The organism is Treponema parvum, from assembly GCF_017893945.1.
GTDB classification, from domain to species: domain Bacteria; phylum Spirochaetota; class Spirochaetia; order Treponematales; family Treponemataceae; genus Treponema_D; species Treponema_D parvum_A.
Genome location: NZ_CP054257.1, coordinates 285972 through 303086, shown reverse-complemented (window position 1 = coordinate 303086; position 17115 = coordinate 285972). Strand labels below are relative to the sequence as shown.

The 17115-nt window shown below is 46.4% G+C and carries 11 protein-coding genes; 5 read left to right on the top strand and 6 right to left on the bottom strand.

Going from position 1 to position 17115, the window contains the following annotated elements; genetic code table 11:
* The first annotated feature begins 61 nt into the window (after positions 1-61).
* Complete coding sequence (locus HRI96_RS01390; RefSeq protein ID WP_210117760.1) at positions 62-1633, top strand: extracellular solute-binding protein; 1572 nt, start codon at positions 62-64, stop codon at positions 1631-1633.
* A gap of 8 nt (positions 1634-1641) precedes the next feature.
* On the opposite strand, the gene HRI96_RS01385 is transcribed toward HRI96_RS01390, so the two are convergent.
* A complete protein-coding gene (locus tag HRI96_RS01385; RefSeq protein WP_210117759.1) occupies positions 1642-2664 on the bottom strand; it encodes a pectinesterase family protein in 1023 nt (340 codons plus the stop codon).
* Between the two features lie 239 nt (positions 2665-2903).
* On the opposite strand from HRI96_RS01385, the gene HRI96_RS01380 reads away from it, so the two are divergent.
* A complete protein-coding gene (locus HRI96_RS01380) occupies positions 2904-3881 on the top strand; it encodes an undecaprenyl-diphosphate phosphatase (RefSeq protein ID WP_210117758.1) in 978 nt (325 codons plus the stop codon).
* Positions 3882-3905: 24 nt separating this feature from the next.
* Here the strand turns inward: HRI96_RS01380 and HRI96_RS01375 are convergent, their stop codons facing one another.
* Complete coding sequence (locus HRI96_RS01375; RefSeq protein WP_256729267.1) at positions 3906-5696, bottom strand: ABC transporter ATP-binding protein; 1791 nt, start codon at positions 5694-5696, stop codon at positions 3906-3908.
* Positions 5697-5923: 227 nt separating this feature from the next.
* Here HRI96_RS01375 and HRI96_RS01370 point away from each other — a divergent pair, with 227 nt between their 5' ends.
* The 3 genes from HRI96_RS01370 to HRI96_RS01360 all read left to right on the top strand — a co-directional run bounded on the left by HRI96_RS01370 (position 5924) and on the right by HRI96_RS01360 (position 10788).
* Entirely contained in the window at positions 5924-6469 is a 546-nt protein-coding gene (locus HRI96_RS01370; RefSeq protein WP_210117757.1) for a hypothetical protein, read from the top strand.
* Positions 6470-6483: 14 nt separating this feature from the next.
* Positions 6484-8304, top strand: a complete 1821-nt coding sequence (locus HRI96_RS01365; RefSeq protein ID WP_210117756.1) for an NAD(P)H-hydrate epimerase — start codon at positions 6484-6486, stop codon at positions 8302-8304.
* 396 nt (positions 8305-8700) lie between these two features.
* Positions 8701-10788, top strand: a complete 2088-nt coding sequence (locus tag HRI96_RS01360) for a glutamine synthetase III family protein (RefSeq protein ID WP_210117755.1) — start codon at positions 8701-8703, stop codon at positions 10786-10788.
* Positions 10789-10798: 10 nt separating this feature from the next.
* Here HRI96_RS01360 and purD read toward each other — a convergent pair whose 3' ends face one another.
* From purD to HRI96_RS01340, 4 genes are all read right to left on the bottom strand, one after another.
* Positions 10799-12136, bottom strand: coding sequence for a phosphoribosylamine--glycine ligase (purD, locus tag HRI96_RS01355; protein WP_210117754.1), 1338 nt, complete (start codon positions 12134-12136; stop codon positions 10799-10801).
* A 178-nt stretch (positions 12137-12314) separates the two neighbouring features.
* Positions 12315-14144 carry a DUF2264 domain-containing protein gene (locus HRI96_RS01350; RefSeq protein WP_210117753.1) on the bottom strand — a complete coding sequence of 610 codons (1830 nt, stop codon included), beginning with the start codon at positions 14142-14144 and terminating at the stop codon, positions 12315-12317.
* A 9-nt stretch (positions 14145-14153) separates the two neighbouring features.
* Positions 14154-15323 carry a glycoside hydrolase family 88 protein gene (locus HRI96_RS01345; protein ID WP_210117752.1) on the bottom strand — a complete coding sequence of 390 codons (1170 nt, stop codon included), beginning with the start codon at positions 15321-15323 and terminating at the stop codon, positions 14154-14156.
* 13 nt (positions 15324-15336) lie between these two features.
* Positions 15337-17112, bottom strand: a complete 1776-nt coding sequence (locus tag HRI96_RS01340) for a glycoside hydrolase family 2 protein (protein WP_210117751.1) — start codon at positions 17110-17112, stop codon at positions 15337-15339.
* Between the last annotated feature and the right edge of the window lie 3 nt (positions 17113-17115).

Sequence of the window (17115 nt, the reverse complement as noted above, 5' to 3'; positions counted from 1 at the left end):
GAAGCGCATAAACTTACAGTTACGATAAATAATTATTGCAAATAAATATTTGGAGGATTTTATGAAACTTACAAGATTTTCTGCAGCCGTCATGGCAATCGCTATGAGCGCTGCGTTGTTTGCAAACGGCGCAAACGAAAAACAGTCCGGAGGCCCGGTTACGATCAACCTGTGGTACGGAGCCGCCATTAGCGAAGCGGGTCCGCCGCCTGCCGGTTGGGAAGTACAAAAGATCATTAAAGAAAAATTCGACATCGATCTCGTATTGACCGCTCTTCCGTCTTCCGATAACGATCAGGATCAAAAAATTAACGCTGCAAGCGCGGCGAACGAACTTCCGGATCTTTTTATGGTTTCCCGCCCCGTTTGGCTTCGTTTGGTGGATCAGGGGCTTGTAGCTCCCGTAGACGACATGTATGAAAAAATGCCCAATCGAAAAACGCACTACGGCAAAGACAGCATTATGTACACTACCATAGACGGAAAATCCTACGGACTGGCTTCGCCCGGTGCTATCATAAGAAATGAAGGCTTGGTTATAAGAAAAGACTGGCTTGACAGGTTGGGCTTAAAAGCGCCTACGAACCTTGACGAGATGATGAAAGTGATGGAAGCCTTTACATTCAATGATCCTGACGGCAACGGTAAAAACGACACTTACGGCTACGGCGCGTTCCTTCAAAATACGCAGGATATGGAAGGGCTTGGACGCAGATTGGAACCTATCATGGGCGCCTTCGGCCTGTGCGGCACTTGGGATATGTCGGCAAAAAATCCGGGATTGAAGATTTTTCGGCCGGAATACTTTGAAGCTCTTTCTTATGTAAAGCAAATGTGCGACAAAAAAGTCATAGACCCCAACTGGCTTTCATATAAAAAAGACGATTTTAGAGCGGCTTGGAAACAAGGACGCTTCGGAATGATGCGCGAACAAAACGGCGCCCTTGCCGCAAAACACAATTACGCTCCGTTCGATAAAAATTTTCCGAACGGCGAGTGGATGATCATAGATCCGCCCAAGGGGCCGAACGGTCTTCAGGCGGTGGGCAATTATTCAAACATCTATCGCATCTACGCCGTATCCGAATCGGCCGCTGCAGCGGGGAAAAAGGATGCCATAGCCAAACTTTTAAACTGGATGTCGGACGAAGGTCCCGACGGCGGTTATTATATGATCGGCTGGGGTAAAGAAGGCGTAAACTTTATAAAAGATTCCAACGGCATCCCGACCACAAAGGGTATTCCCGATCCTACGAAAGCGTGGAGCAATCCCGAAATAGTAAACATCACACAGCTGCGCAATATGGTGTTTTACAACGGAGCTGTAGAAATAAAGGCCCGTTATCCTGCCTATACGACCGACGTATCCAAAAAGATCATGGATCCGGGCGCAATTCTTATCAATATGCAGAGCCGCCCTTGGGAAAATTCAAACGGAATTTCCATGATGCCGCCGCCCAACGCCGACGTAAAAAGGTTTTTGGAACAGGGCGTTTTGGAATTTCTTACGGGAAAGCGACAGCTTACAAGGGCAAATTGGGACGCATGGGTTAAAAACTTTAAGGACATAGGCGGGCAGGCGTGGAATGATGCTGGCGTCGCCGAAGGAAAAAAGAAAAACATATTTCATTGATCTTTGCCTTACGGGAGGCGGCACGCAGCTATTACTTTAAGCTGAATATCCTTTGCCTTTCGGGTCATTTCGTAAGCTTCTTCGCCCGAAAGGCTGTGGGCAAAGCCTCCCAAACCTCCTTCGCCGTTACGGTTCCACTTGTTTTTATAAACGGAAAAACGGCAAGTTTTTTCATTTTCCGCATTACGCCAATTATCCCATGCTTCATCGCAAATTACATCTGAAAGATCGCAGTTCATCCAGCAGCATTTGGCAAATTCCCGCCAAGGCCGGCCGAGATACACATTCTTACGCTGCATGCTGGAATCTCCGCTGTTTTTGTTTGGGTTGTCTCTGACTGCTCTGCCGTCCTCACTTTCAGTGACTATCGTGCATCCGTCAAAAATATATCCCGTTCCGTCTTTAAAACTTGAAGGCGCCGTTATGTAACATTCCGTAGATGAATCTCGCACGCACACGGTACAGTTTTTAAACAATACATCCGCGCTCCCGAAGATAAAATCCACAGTGCCCGAAATAAAGCAATCTTCATAGCATTGTAACGACGGCTTTCTCACGGAATTTTCTTCGGGACCTTTAAAGCCGCCCGGTATGCGCTCTTTTTCAGGCAGAGGAGCTGTAAAAAGAGTGTCCTGATGTCCTAATATTTTAAGATTTTTGCAATAAACGTAAGATGCGGATGCGTACAAAGCTACCGCCTGGCCTACGTCAGTTCCCTGCCCCGCAGTGTTTTCAATAGTAAGATTTTCAAGAAAAACCGAATCTCCCGCAAAATATGCCGTAAAAGAACGGAATGTTCCCGTTTTATAACCGTCCGGATGAATATCTTTGGCGCCTATGTTTCCGCTTATCACAGTTTTTTCAGGATCTTCGCCTAAAATTTTAAGTCTTTTTTTGGCGGAAAAAATCTGCCCTTTATAAAGGCCGGGTTTAAGTTTTATGACAACGTCGCCGTCTTCGGTGTTTAAGGCGTCCTGTATCGCGGTAAAGTCGCCTGAACCGTCGGCAGCGACGGTATATATTCTGCTCATTCTTGCCTCTCTATGGATAATTTTAAAACAAATATGAATTTAATTCAAATTTTATATGGAAAAATTTACAGAATAGTGTATAATATAGTCGTCTATAGCGTCCTGAAAATACCCCGAAGCAGATTTTAGCCGATCGGTCGGGGTGTTTTTTTTAACGCCTCCGATCGCAGCAAACAGCCGGCATTCCTTGAGTTTGCCCGCAAATTTATAAAAGGCGCACACACGTGCAAAGCTATATTATGACAGTATTTAAAGCTATTATCCTGGGTTTAGTACAGGGGATTACCGAATTTTTACCCGTATCGTCTTCCGGGCACCTGTTTATCTTGCGCCGTCTGTTTTTGGCAAATGAAATTCCTATTTTATTCGATATTATGCTGCACATCGCAACGCTTGCGGCGGTCGTCATTTTTTTTAGAAAAAAGATAGGGCGCCTGTTATGCGTTTTTGCAAAAATTTTATTTTTTTATCCGGTGTGTAAGTTGCGGCGCGGTTCAAACTATGACCGCGGCGGTGTGCAAACTGAAAATGTAGGCGGCGCACAAGTGGAAGGCATTGGTGATACGAAGACTGAACGTATCGGCGGCCTCCGGCCTGACGGTCTAAGCGGCGCATGCGATGATCCTGGCGACGGCCTTACGGGAACCGACGAGCTCAGTAAAAAGACAATCATTGCCGTTCTTTTGGCAACGTTTTTAACGGGCGCGATAGGAATATTTACAAAAGAATATGTCACCGATCTGCCGCCTAAATTTATCTGCACAGGATTTATCGTAACCGCGCTGCTTTTAATCTTATCCTCGTCAGCCGAAAAACGTAATAAAGCGGCTTTGGGCAAAATTCCTCGGGGAATTTCATGGCGGCAGGCGCTTGCGATAGGCCTTATGCAAGGAATCGGAACCCTGCCCGGAATTTCAAGGTCGGGCTCTACAATTTCCGGAGCTTTGTTTTCCGGAGTAGACCGTGAATCGGCGGCGGAATTCTCGTTTATAGTTTCTATTCCCGCAATTTTGGGCGCATTTATCATTGAAATAAAAGACATTGGAAAATTGTCGTCTTCCGTGGGACTTCTTCCCGCCGCGGCGGGCTTTATTGCAGCCCTTGTTACAGGATATGTCTGCCTTGCGTTGCTCATGAAAATTATAAAAAAAGGACGCTTGGAATGGTTTTCGCTTTATCTTATTCCCCTGGGAATAGCGGGCATTTTATTGTTTTAAAGCGCCGGCTGCAAGCGCACTGATTTAGTCGCCGAACTGAGCCGTATACAGACTGCTGTAAAGGCCTTCGGATTTCATAAGCTCGTCGTGAGTTCCGCATTCCGTGATTCCTTCGTTGTCTACTACGGCAATAATTTTTGCGTTTTTAACGGTTGAAAGCCTGTGCGCGATCACAAAAGTCGTCCTTCCTTCGGAAAGTTCTTCAAACGATTTTTGAATCTTCATCTCCGTTGCAGTGTCCAAGGCAGACGTAGCTTCATCCAAAATTAAAATGGGCGGATTTTTAAGAAAAATTCTCGCTATAGAAACTCGCTGTTTTTGTCCGCCTGAAAGTTTTATTCCGCGCTCCCCTACCATAGTGTCGTAACCGTCTTTCATGTTCATAATATCGTCGTGAATTTCGGCGCGCTTTGCGGCTTCGATTATTTCCCGCTCGCTCGCATCGGGTCTTCCATAGGCTATGTTTGCCTTTATCGTATCGGCAAACAAAAACACATCCTGCTGAACGATTCCTATGCAGGAACGCAAAGATTTTACTGTAATATCCCTTATGTCGTGCCCGTCAATCCTTATGTTTCCGCCCTGCAGCTCATAAAACCTGGGCAAAAGATTGCACAGAGTCGTCTTTCCGCTGCCGCTGGGCCCCACGAGCGCGAGTTTTTGTCCGGATCTTACGCTTATGTTGACATTTTTTAAAACCTGCACTCCGTTTTTATATGCAAAATCCACGTTTTCATATTCCACATTGCCTAAAACGTCCGTCAATTCTTTTGCGCCCGGTTTTTCAGGCGTTTCGTCGTCGCTTCTCATGATTTCGGCAAAGCGTTGGAACCCCGATATTCCACTTGAATACTGTTCCATAAAATTCGAAAGTTTTTTTATAGGCTGAACGAAGGCGGCAACAAATAAATTTACCGCCACATAGTCGCCGAATGTCATCTTACCCCTCATTATGAAAATCCCGCCGGCCGCAAGGACCATAACGTTTAGAAGGTTCATCATAAAGTCTATTTGGCTGTGAAAGGTCGCCATAGTGCGGTAATATCCGGATTTTGCGCTAAAAAACCGCTTGTTTATTTCGCCGAAGCGTCTGTTTTCATATTCTTCGTTTGTAAAAGCCTTTGTAACCCTTACGCCGCTGACTGCGGATTCTATTTCGGCGTTCATGTCGGCGGTTTTTTCTTTTACCGTCTTGGAAGCGCTCATCATATTCTTTTTTGAAAAATACACCCGCAATATCAAGACCGGCAGCAGAACCGTGATCACGAGCGCAATTTCCCATCTTATATAAAACAAAAAGAATATTGCGCCGGTTAAGGTTGTAATGGAAATAAAAAGGTCTTCCGGCCCGTGGTGAGACAGTTCGCTCACTTCAAAAAGGTCGTACGTAGCCCGCGACATTATCTTTCCGGTGCGGTGCGTATCGAAAAATGAAAAGGTTTGTTTTTCAAGATGCGCAAATATATCGCGCCGCATGTCGGCTTCTACGTAAACTCCGAACATGTGTCCGAAATATGTGACGAACCACTGTGCGGCAAAGCGTATAAAATAGCAGAGCAGAATTACGGCGAGCAGTATTGCAAAAGATCTTACCGTTTCATAAGACGCCAAATCAAACTGCTTTAAAAGGTCGTTCAAAATATATCTTGAAATTATGGGAAAAAACAGATCTACCGCCGAAATAAACACGGCGCACAGCATGTCCAAAAGGAAAAGACGAATATGCGGTACGAAAAACGATAAAAAATATTTTATATTCGATGCCGGAACATGTCTGGAATCCGGAGGGGACAAAGGATTGTAAGTCATTTTCATTTTGTCATTGTAGCTTAAACGGTTTTATTCCGCAATTGAGCGAGATTGCATAAAACTTTGCGACCGTGATAAGTAAAACCGCGGCAATAAAACACTACGCCCTTAACAAAAAAATTGCGGCGCTTCGCCGGCAAAAAAGCGTCGTTAAAAAACACTGCGGTACGTTGCCGGTAAAACGTGTCATTGAAGCGTTGCAAATTTTAAAAAAAATAGTGTATATTATGAGTATGAAAAAACTTCAAAACATGTTTACTTTTAAATTTTTTACATTAGGCATTCTTTTGTTTTTTTTAAGAGGAGCGAATTTTACCTTTGCACAAACCGATAACTCAAACTTAAAAAGCGCAAAAGAGGAAGGAAAGCAGATGCTTGCGGATATAGGAAGCGCATTAAAAAACATCAGTTCTTCTATAGAGGCTGAAGTAAATAAAGGCGCCTCAAAGGCAAGGATTAAGGCGGCGGAAAAGCTTATAGGCACGTGGACTTTTTCAAACGGGACAAATCACACGATAATCGTTTTAAATAGCGACGAGTCGATGGAGATTACTCAAAAATCTTTGCCGGATAAAAGAACATGGAAGGGGAGTTTTAATGCGATCGGAAAGACAATTTCTTTTGCAATCTCGGAAGGAAGCGATTCCGGTAAAACATGGGAATTGAAATACAACTTGGTGAACGATAAGAGTATGCAGATTACCTGCTCCGAAATTCCCGACGATTACGGCGGCTACGATTTTTCAAATTCCGCCGTGTTTTTAAAAAACTCGGATTAGGGTAAGATTTTAGTATGAAACCGCTTTTTGCAGATACAAGATTTTTGGATCAAGCCGCACAGGACGCTTTCGCTCTCACCGAAGATATTATGATGGAAAACGCCGCCGCCGCGCTCGAATTTGCCGTAAGGCAGAGACTGAGCGATAAAAACGCGGCAGGTGAAAATACATCGGCCGGAAGTGTGCTCATTGTAACGGGCGGCGGAAACAACGGTGCGGACGGCATGACCCTTGCAAGGCGGATGAACGGCGAGATCCGGACAGCCGTGTATTGTGCCGCGCAGCCTAAAAGCAAAATGTGCGTCTTACAGTGCGAAAGGGCTAAAAAGACCGGCGTCGTTTTTTTAACTGAAAGAGAGCTGAAAAAAAACATCCTTCTTGCCGACGTAATAGTCGATTGTATTTACGGCAGCGGTTTTCACGGAAAATTCGATAAAAAAACCGCAAACCTTGTAGAGCGGATAAATCTTTCAAAGGCATATAAGATAGCCTGCGATATTCCAAGCGGAATAGACGCAATCGGTGTAATCGAAACAAAGGATTCTAGAGGGAACCTTCTGGCTTTCCGCGCGAACAAGACCGTAGCCATGGGAGCTCTAAAAACGGCTTTTTTCAGCGATGCGGCAAAGGATTTCTGCGGCAAAGATATTGTTTTAGCCTCACTCGGAGTCGGCAATAAAAAATTTGAAACCGCCGGAATTGGCGCGGCGGCCGGGGCGCTTGCGGAAATGCCTACCGCCGTGCTAGGCACACATGCAGGAGCGTCTTCGAGCGCGATTTCGCACGAGACTAAAGAAACCGCCAGGCCTAGCACTCCTAAAGAAAAAGTCTTGCCCGAAGCGTTCCTTCTTGAAAGGAGCGACATGAAACTTCCGTATCGCACTCTGCAAAACGTAAACAAGGGAAACTTCGGTCATGCGGCCGTGATCTGCGGCGAAAAACCGGGAGCGGCTTTAATTGCAGGAAGCGCAGCCTTCGCCTTCGGAGCGGGCTTGGTTACACTGGTACATGCAAACGCCGGCCGGCCGGAAAACGCTGCAGCCGAGTCCGGCGCCCAATCGGCAGCCAAGCCATATGACAGACCGACAGCCGAGTCCTGCGGGAAAGGCGGAGCAACGGCAATCCCGAACGGTTCAAACAATCTTTGCTTTTATTGCCCGCCGGAGCTTATGCAGTCTTCTGCCTTTCCTTTAAATACAAAGTCGGTAGCGCTCGGAATGGGGCTCGGCGCGGACGAAAAAGCCGTCCGTGGCATTTTAACTCCCGTTCAAAATTTGCTTTTAAAAAATAAAAACATACGCTGCGTTTTGGACGCGGATATGTTTTCCCTGCCGCAGATAAAGGATTTTCTTGACGCCTTCGCCCTTTCCGAAAAGGAAAGACGTCTTGTTCTTACGCCGCACCCTAAAGAATTTTTATCTTTATTGAATATATGCGGAATATCCGGCGGCGGCGGGCTTTCTGAAAAAAAAGCGCAAACTCCCCTCTCCGTAGAAGAAGTCGTCAAAGACAGGATAAACCTTTCAAAGCGCTTTCTAAAAAAATATCCCGGAAGTGTCCTTCTTTTAAAAGGGGCGAACGTCTGTATTTCTTATTCGGCAAACGGCGAAATTTTTACAATGATAAATTCCAACGGGAATCCCTGCCTTGCAAAAGGCGGATCGGGAGACGTTCTTGCAGGAATGACGGCGGCTCTGTTGGCGCAGGGTTATACTGCAGTAGACGCCGCGGTAAGCGCGTCTTTGGCGCACGCGTTCGCCTCGCAAAAAGCTGCAAAATGTACCGAGTACGGACTTACGCCTTTTATGCTCATAGAAAAAGTGCGATCTTTATAAAATCCCAAACACGGCGGAAGTTTTATCGCCGTGGGGCTTGGGCTTGCGCTGTTCCGCTGCACATTGCAGCTCGGCATTGCGGTTTTGCGCGCTTAGATCGCCGTGCAGATCTTTTGGCGGCCATGTATTGCAGCTGCACGGCACGTTCAAGTATCATGGCAAAGCCTTTTACAGTAAATGCGCCTAAATTTCTTAAAAAACACAAAAAAAACTTAGATTTTACGGTAAATTGCATGATTTCTTGCTAAAATTCTCAAAATACTTGACAGTTTTACTGCAAATCATTATAACGGATTTCGTAAATATCGGGAAACAAAATATCGTCGACAAACAACTGTTCTCTTGCACTTCACAATTCACGGGTTTGCGCGGTTTTAAGATTGCAGGGAGGATTTTATGCAAAATGTACCGGAAATTTTCGGCAGCATGGTTTTCAGCCTTAAAGTCATGCAGGAAAAACTGCCCAAAGACACGTTCAAAACCTTAAAAAAGACCATTGAAGACGGAACTCCGCTCGAACTGGATGTGGCAAATCAGGTTGCGCACGCAATGAAAGAATGGGCCATCGAAAAAGGGGCGACGCATTATACCCATTGGTTTCAGCCGCTCACAGGCATAACCGCTGAAAAACATGAAAGTTTTATCGTGCCCACAAGCGACGGCGGCGTAATAATGAGCCTTAGCGGCAAAGAATTGATTCGCGGAGAACCGGACGCGTCTTCTTTTCCGTCGGGCGGCCGCCGCGCAACCTTTGAAGCAAGAGGATACACGGTCTGGGATCCTACCGCTTACGCCTTTGTAAAAGAACATTCGCTTTGTATTCCCACGGCCTTCTGCTCGTACACGGGCGAAGCGCTCGACAAAAAAACGCCTCTTTTGCGCTCGATGGAATCTATAAGCAAACAATCGGTGCGCATTCTGCGCATGTTCGGAAACAGGACCGTAAAACGCGTAGCGTCTTCCATAGGAGCGGAACAGGAGTATTTTCTTATCGACGAAGCCCTTTACGAACGGCGTAAAGACTTAAAAGTATGCGGCAGGACTCTGTTCGGCTCCAAGCCTCCCAAAGGGCAGGAAATGGACGACCAATACTACGGCGCCCTTAAAACAAGGGTAAGCGCCTATATGGAAGATCTGAACACTGAGCTGTGGAAACTCGGCATACTTGCAAAAACCGAACACAACGAAGTTGCTCCCGCCCAGCACGAAATGGCTCCTATCTACACGCTAAGCAACGTAGCCGCAGATCAAAACCAGCTTACCATGGAAATCATGAAAAAAGTTGCGGCGCGGCACAAGCTTGTCTGTCTGCTGCATGAAAAGCCCTTTGCAGGTGTAAACGGGAGCGGCAAACACAACAACTGGTCGATCCAGACGAACGAAGGCGAAAATCTTATGGATCCCGGCAAAACTCCCAGAAAAAACGCGCAGTTTTTACTTTTTTTGACGGCTGTCATAAAAGCCGTCGATGAAAATCAGGATCTGCTTCGTATAAGCGTCGCAAGCGCAGGAAACGACTTAAGACTCGGCGCAAGCGAAGCTCCTCCCGCGATAATCTCGATCTATCTAGGAGAAGAATTGGAAGCCGTGCTGGAGTCAATTAAGGACGGAACGCCGTATAACGACGCTTCAAATCAAAAGATGACGATCGGCGTAGACGTACTTCCCGCCATACCTAAGGATACGACGGACAGAAACAGAACGTCCCCGTTCGCATTTACCGGCAATAAGTTTGAATTCCGTTCGATAGGTTCTTCACTTTCAATTTCCGGCCCGGCGACCACTTTGAACGCAATCGTTACGGACAGCCTTAAAACCTTTGCGGATGAACTTGAAGGTTCAAAAAATTTCAATGAAGATCTTCAAAATTTAATAAAGCGGGAAATTACCGCCCATTGGAAAATCATATTTAACGGCAACGGATACGACGCAAGTTGGCTGAAAGAAGCTAAAAAGCGCGGGCTGATGAATTTAAAGTCGCTTCCGGACGCCATAGCCGAATATCTGAAGCCTAAAAACATCAAGCTTTACACTCGGACGGGCGTTTACAGCGAAATAGAAATGCGCGGCCATTATGAAGTTAAGATTGAAAAATACTGCCAAGTTTTGAACATAGAAACCGAAACCATGCTTGAAATGATCCGGAAGGATATTCTTCCGGCTGCCTTTAAATATATGAAAGAAGTCGGCACGGCGGCGGCGGCGGTGAAAAACCTTGTTAAAACCGCCGAATGCAAGGCTGAAACCGCCCTCATAAAAACTCTGGATCTTCTTACCGACGATCTTATGGAAAAAGCGGAAAACCTTGACGCCGTTCACCTTGAAGCCAAAAAGCTTACGGGAATAGAAAGCGCAAAATTTTATGCGGACAAGGTTATTCCTGCGATGACGGAAGCTCGGGCTGCGGCAGACAAGATCGAACCTTTGATTGCTGAAGAATTCAAGCCCTTTCCGAGCTATGAAGATCTGCTTTTTCACATATAGCAAAAAAGCATTACAATTTTACGCTTTCGGCCGCGCCGTCAAGCCCTATGTCTTTCCGGTAAAACATTCCCTCAAAGGAAACGGCCTTTAGCGCCTTATATGAATTATCTCTCGCTTCGTCAAAAGTGCTGCCGAAGGCGCTGCAGGCAAGAACTCGTCCTCCGTTCGTAATGAGACGGCCGTCCTTTTCTACGGCGCCGGCTACAAAAAGCTTTGCGCCCGCAGCCGCTATCAAGTCTTCATTCACGGTAACGGTTTTTCCCTTTTCATACGCTTCAGGATATCCTGAAGAAACCGCAACCGGCGCCACGACAAAACCGTCTTTCCATTTACACGAAAAAGAAGAAAGGGTTTCATCCGTGATCGCACGGCAAAGAGCGGCAAAATCAAAATCCGCCATGGGAAGTACCGCCTGCGTCTCAGGATCGCCGAGCCGCACATTATATTCCAAAAGTTTAGGTCCGTTTGCGGTAAGCATGAGACCGAAAAAAATAAACCCGCGGTAATCCGTCTTTTCGGCAATTAAGCCGCGCAGCGTCGGCTTAAGGATATTCTTGTCAAAGGCGGAAAACACTTCGTCGGTAACATCGGAAAGCGGGCAAACGGCGCCCATTCCGCCGGTATTCGGTCCCTTCGCCCCGTCCAAAAGGCGTTTATGATCCCGTGCCGGAAGGAATGGAACTATGACGGCCGTTTTCAAAGCGGAAGTTTTTTCAGTAACGCATACTGCGGCAAGAACGGAGATTTCTATGCCTTCAAGATAATCTTCTATGACTATTTTTTCTCCGGCTTCCCCGACCTTACCCAATTCCATAAGGCTTGTAACCGCTTCATGAGCTTCTTGCACCGTCGCCGCAACAACGACACCCTTTCCCGCAGCAAGTCCGTCGGCCTTTATCACGACCGGAGAGCCGTGATCTTCGATATAAGAATGAGCTTCTTTAGGATCGGTAAAGGTCTTACTCATAGCGCAGGCAACATCGTATTTATGCATAAAAGCTTTTGCAAAATCCTTGCTCGCTTCAAGCTGCGCTCCGTCTTTTTTAGGGCCTACGCAAGGGATTCCTTCCGCCCAAAACAGATCTGCAGCTCCTTTTGCCAAAGGTTCTTCGGGTCCGATCACAGCCAGATCGCAGTTTTCATGCTTTGCAATAGCTACGTAAGCGGCCAAGGATTTATCTCCGTTTAAATAGGAACAATCGGCCGGATCAATGTTTTTACATTTTTTTTCATGCGCCGTTCCGCCGTTGCCGGGAACGCATATCACCTGTGAAACAAGCGGGCTTTGCGCAAGTTTCCAACTTATGGCGTGTTCGCGGCCGCCTGAACCTACAACGATAATCTTCATATAACTACTTTAATCGAAAAAAAGCATTTTTTCAATGCAGGAGCGGCGGCTTGCGGCGAGCGCAAAAATTTCCGCGCACACGGCCGCAGCGGGATCGAAAGCGCAGAATGCGGTTCAGCGTCGCGCCCATTTGACTCGCGCTAAACCGTTTCTCACGCCGAACCGTCTTCCGCAAAGGCTATTTCAATTCAAGTTTTTTACCGCCGACGGTTAAAATTCCCGAAGCCTCATCGTAATGCACTGCGGGAATCTTATCCGCGTAGCCCGTGTTGGGAGACGCGCCTGTTACGCATATGTGATAATTTTTTTTGCCTTTTTTAATTTCTCCCGACAATACCGGAACCAAAACGCAGGACGCCATATTGTTCAAATTCGGAGCCGGCATGATGTACGAGGCTTCGCGGTCACCAGACGGGTCGGCTATGTAAGAAAATCCCCACGGGAAGACCAGAGAAACGTCTGATTTTGCCTTGGACTTGGCGTTTACGGGCAGTTCAAGATCGAAGTCTTTATACCTGGCAAGACCAAATCCGCCTTCTTTGGTTAAAAGATCTCTTTGCGAAGTTATTATATGAATCCTTATGTGAAAGCATCCGGCGGGAATAAGATACGTGCATATCTCTGTGTCGTCATACGGCTTCCATACGGTTTTGCTGTAATCTTCGCACATTTCGACGGACTCGCACTTCCGCCGCTGCCGCCAATAGCCGTCTCCAGTCCCCACATAAAGCATGGAATCGCACCCTGTCTTTTCAAATCCGTAATTGCTTATCGAGCATGAAAAACCGAATTTCGCGCTGTATGCAAACTTAGCGTATTTATCGGCCGCGTGATTCATCTGGTATTCGGGATACTGTCCGCCGTTAAGAAGCACAACGTCTTCTTTCGTACGTGAAAAGATTATGCGCGGAACTTTCAAGCACTTTACATCAGGCAACTTTGGCAATTCTTCTTCTTTGCTTGTCCAAAACGGGTGATCGGCAGGCAGCGCCAGCATGAGATAAGTTTTAAACGCCCAGTACGGAGAACCCGGAGAGTTATACTGGTCAGCGATGGTAAGATCCGGATAGCGGTAACCTACGGTGAGCATGCCTTCGCGATCGAATATGGGCTGCTTGAACCACCACCTTAAATTTCTAAGGATGATGCCCTTCATTACGCCCCACGGCAAAACTTCGATTCCGGCAAAAGCGCAGGCCGAATAAAAGCTCACTACCGCAAAGCGGTATGTGAGGCTTCGTCCGTAAGGTACAAAAAGTCCGTCTTCGGTTAAATAGTGAATATGTTGTTTTGCAAAAAGTTTTACTCGCTCTTCATATCGCTTGCAGCGTTCCTTGTCCTTGTCTTTTCTAAAGTAGTAATAGATCATCGAATAAAACTGTATCGCAAAGGGATTATAGTTATCAAACGGTACCGCATCCCTGTACCAGCCGTCGTCAATGTAAAAACTTTCAATCAGCGCAAGATCGTTTTCAAGTCTCTCTTCATTTACGGGACGCCCGACCTGTTCAAAAAGAAGATTTACCAAAATGCGAAAGAATTTCCAGTTGTTTTCGCTGAACGAACGGCCGTTTACCATATCCAGCCATTTATAAATTCTATCCTGCTCAGCTTTTGAATAGTCGTCCCAAAGTTCTTTTTTATTCAGCATGACGGCCAATGATATCGCCGCCATTTCTACGATGCGCTGGTCAAAATCGTGAACGTCGCCCCAATAATAAGGAGAAGAAGGATCGGTTCCGTTGGAAAGTCCTTCTTTATACACAGACAGGCCGCTCCACTTGTAACCGCCTGCAAGCAGCGGGCCTATTCCCCATAAAAGTCTGCTCCAGCCCTCAAAAAGCCCCACTCGGTCGCAATAAGTCGTGCTTCCGTTATAGTTGAACAAGCCCGTGTTTCCCATGACGAATTTATCCATACACGGCTCAAGCATTTGAACAAGACTCTTAACCACATCATCTCTGTCTTTTAAAGGATTTTTTGTTATTTCAAATTCATAAGTTTTCATTTTATCTGCCTACCAAAACAATCTGTGATGATATAAAATGCGATCCAACGCTTCCATGTAAAAGTAATCGCCCCAAATATTACACTCGTCGACGCCCTTGTTGCCGGGCTTGCTGTAAACCGCATGCTGTAAAATACCGTTGGACTTAAGCCCTGCCGTAGTATAAGACGAAGCCAAAGATTCCATGACAGCGAGAGCTGCAGTCTCGTAAACGAACCTGTCTTTATCAGAAACGGGAAGAAGCGAAGCGAGTTCCATCAAACCGCAGGCGCCTATAGCGGCCGCGGAGCTGTCCCTCTCTTCGTTTCCTGAAGTGAATATGAGATCCCAATAGCAGACGTTGTCTTCAGGCAGGCAATTAAGGAAGTGATTGGCAAGGCGTTTTGCCGCTTCCAAAAGAGAAAAATCCCCCGTATATCTGTAATTAAGACAGAAGCCGTAGATTCCCCAAGCCTGTCCCCTTGCCCAGCAGGACGAATCGCTGTAGCCTTGAGCGGTTTTTCCGCGAAGAGGATCTCCTGTTTTAACGTCAAAATAATATGTGTGGAAAGTCGTGTCGTCGTCTCTTATGAGAAAACGCTTTGATTTTTCCACATGGGACTTTGCGGCATTCGCATACAGGTCTTTCTGCGTGGCTTCCGACGCCCAAAACAAAAGCGGCGTATTCATGAGACAGTCGATTATTATCCTACCCATGTTGTTCACGTCGTCGGCGCTTCCCCAAGCCTGAAGCACTCCTGTTTTTGCGCCGTACCGCTCCATAAGAAGGTCTGCCGCCTTTATTGCAACTTCGCGCGCCTTTTTATTTCCCGTAGTCAAATATTCCGCCTTTGCCGAAAGTATGTACAAAAAGCCCAAATCGTGAGTGGCCGTATTTATGCGCTTTTCAAGTCTGTTTTCATAGTCGGCCAAAGTAGATTCCGCGGCGGAGCGGAACGTTTTATCACCGGTGCTGTTGTATGCCTGCCATAGCATTCCGTTCCAAAAACTGCTCGTCCATTCGGTATTTGCAATCTTGGGATATATCAAATTTACGCTCGCGGGAGCAGGATATCCGTCGGTAAAGGTTTTGATATTCTCCGCGGTTTTGCTCACCGCATAATCCATAGCTTTTTGCCAAAAAGAAATTTCTTTGGGTTTGTGATTTAAAAAATTATCCTTTTTTTTTATCTGTTCCATAAAATAAAACCTCTTAATCAAGCTCGGCGTAATAATCCGCGACTACTTTAAAAGCAAGCTTTCTCCGCTTGCGATCGGCGTCGATCAGCCCCTTCCTGTTAAAACCCCGCTGATACCTGTTCTGCCGGCGCACGGCACGGAAATCATAAAGGATCCACGGCGTAGTTCCCTGAATAAAAGGAATTTTTTTCATCGTTTCAAACTGCTTTTTGTAGAGCGCTTCCTGATATTCTTCAGTCCACATAGTGTCTGCGGTTCCGTGATTTCCGTATTTTGCACCCGCCCCGAATTCCGTGATGACTACGGGTTTTGTTAGATTTGTGTTATTTAAAACAGTGATCAAATCGTCAAAATTCGGTTCATACCAGCCGTAGTATTCGTTGTTTCCGATAATGTCAAGCTCGTCCATAAGCCGGTCTTCCAGGCGCATCTTTGCACGGTTTACAAGACAGGCCGCGCTAACGAGCCTTGTGTTATCAAGCCGTTTTGCAGTGTGCGCAAGATCGCTCATAAACTTAAGCCTGTCGTCGGTGTCCGCATTTTCGTTTCCCACAGACCAGATGATAACCGAAGCGCGGTTTTTATCTCGCACGATCAGCTCAGTCAATTGATTTTCGGCATCCTTATAGGTAGCGGGATTTGTAAAATCGATCGCCCAATAGACGGGAACTTCTTCCCAAAGCATAACGCCCGCTTCGTCGGCGATCTTCGCAAAACGCCTTGTGTGAGGATAGTGCGCCAATCGCAAAAACACGCCGTTCATATCTTTGAGATTTTGTATTGTCGCACGGATTTCATCGTCGTTCGTAGTTTTTCCAAGCGTTTCGTGGTCTTCGTGAACACAGACACCCTTTAAATAACGTGCCTTGCCGTTAAGATAAACCTTCATTTTTTCAACTTTGATTTCCCTAAATCCGATCTTATCCGAAATTTCATCGTCTTCAAAAGAAAGCGAAACATCGTACAGTTTGGGATTTTCCGGGCTCCACAGCTCAGGAGAGGCTGAAATTTCAAGGCTTCCCTTGCCGTTTGAGACGGAAACTTCTTTTTTTATGTCCAACTCGGGAATGCAGAACTCCGCCTTGCCCGTCTTCGCACCGTCTATTTGGAAATCGAGCGCAATCTTTTTATAGCCGGAACCGGGAACAAGCCTTACGAACCAGTCTTTGATCAAAACCTTAGGAGTCCTTACAAAGTATACGTCGCGGTACAATCCCCCGTAATTAAACCAGTCCGTATTGCTCATAGGAACTCGTGAGTCGTCTCTGGCCGCGTCTACAAAGACCATTATCTTATTGAAACGCTGTAAAAGCCCTGTCGTTTCTACCGTAAACGGAGTGGAACCTCCGTCGTGGAGCGCGACAGGTTTATTGTTCAAAAAGACATAGGTTCTGTATTGAGCGCCCTCAAACTGAATAAACGTTCTTTCGCCCGCCTTTTTTTCGGCATAAGTAAATTCCCTGTAATACACGCCCATGCCTTCGTAATAAAACAATTCCGGCGACGTCATGTTCCAACAGGAAGGAACGTCTATGAGAGGACAAACCTGAAAATCAAAGTCGCACGGAAGCTCCCGTCCGTCTTCCGAAAAGCGTTTTTCCTCATACCACTGCCCGCGCAGAGCCGACTCATAGGGATCCGCCGTAAAATTCCATTCTCCGTTGAGGGATTCCAAATCTCTTCCGTCTATGCACAGCGCATCTTTGGCCGTCTTTACAAACGGAAGGAATTTTGACCTATAATCTTTTTCATGAATGCTTGACTCAAAATTACCGCTCTTCTTTTCCATAAT

Bases quoted from the DNA above. Each gene is read 5' to 3' on its own strand.
- HRI96_RS01385 (WP_210117759.1), bottom strand. From the start codon at position 2,664: ATGAGCAGAATATATACCGTCGCTGCCGACGGTTCAGGCGACTTTACC.
- HRI96_RS01340 (WP_210117751.1), bottom strand. From the start codon at position 17,112: ATGGAAAAGAAGAGCGGTAATTTTGAGTCAAGCATTCATGAAAAAGAT.
- HRI96_RS01390 (WP_210117760.1), top strand. From the start codon at position 62: ATGAAACTTACAAGATTTTCTGCAGCCGTCATGGCAATCGCTATGAGC.
- purD (WP_210117754.1), bottom strand. From the start codon at position 12,136: ATGAAGATTATCGTTGTAGGTTCAGGCGGCCGCGAACACGCCATAAGT.
- HRI96_RS01350 (WP_210117753.1), bottom strand. From the start codon at position 14,144: ATGAAAACTTATGAATTTGAAATAACAAAAAATCCTTTAAAAGACAGA.
- HRI96_RS01365 (WP_210117756.1), top strand. From the start codon at position 6,484: ATGAAACCGCTTTTTGCAGATACAAGATTTTTGGATCAAGCCGCACAG.
- HRI96_RS01360 (WP_210117755.1), top strand. From the start codon at position 8,701: ATGCAAAATGTACCGGAAATTTTCGGCAGCATGGTTTTCAGCCTTAAA.
- HRI96_RS01345 (WP_210117752.1), bottom strand. From the start codon at position 15,323: ATGGAACAGATAAAAAAAAAGGATAATTTTTTAAATCACAAACCCAAA.
- HRI96_RS01370 (WP_210117757.1), top strand. From the start codon at position 5,924: ATGAAAAAACTTCAAAACATGTTTACTTTTAAATTTTTTACATTAGGC.
- HRI96_RS01375 (WP_256729267.1), bottom strand. From the start codon at position 5,696: ATGAAAATGACTTACAATCCTTTGTCCCCTCCGGATTCCAGACATGTT.
- HRI96_RS01380 (WP_210117758.1), top strand. From the start codon at position 2,904: ATGACAGTATTTAAAGCTATTATCCTGGGTTTAGTACAGGGGATTACC.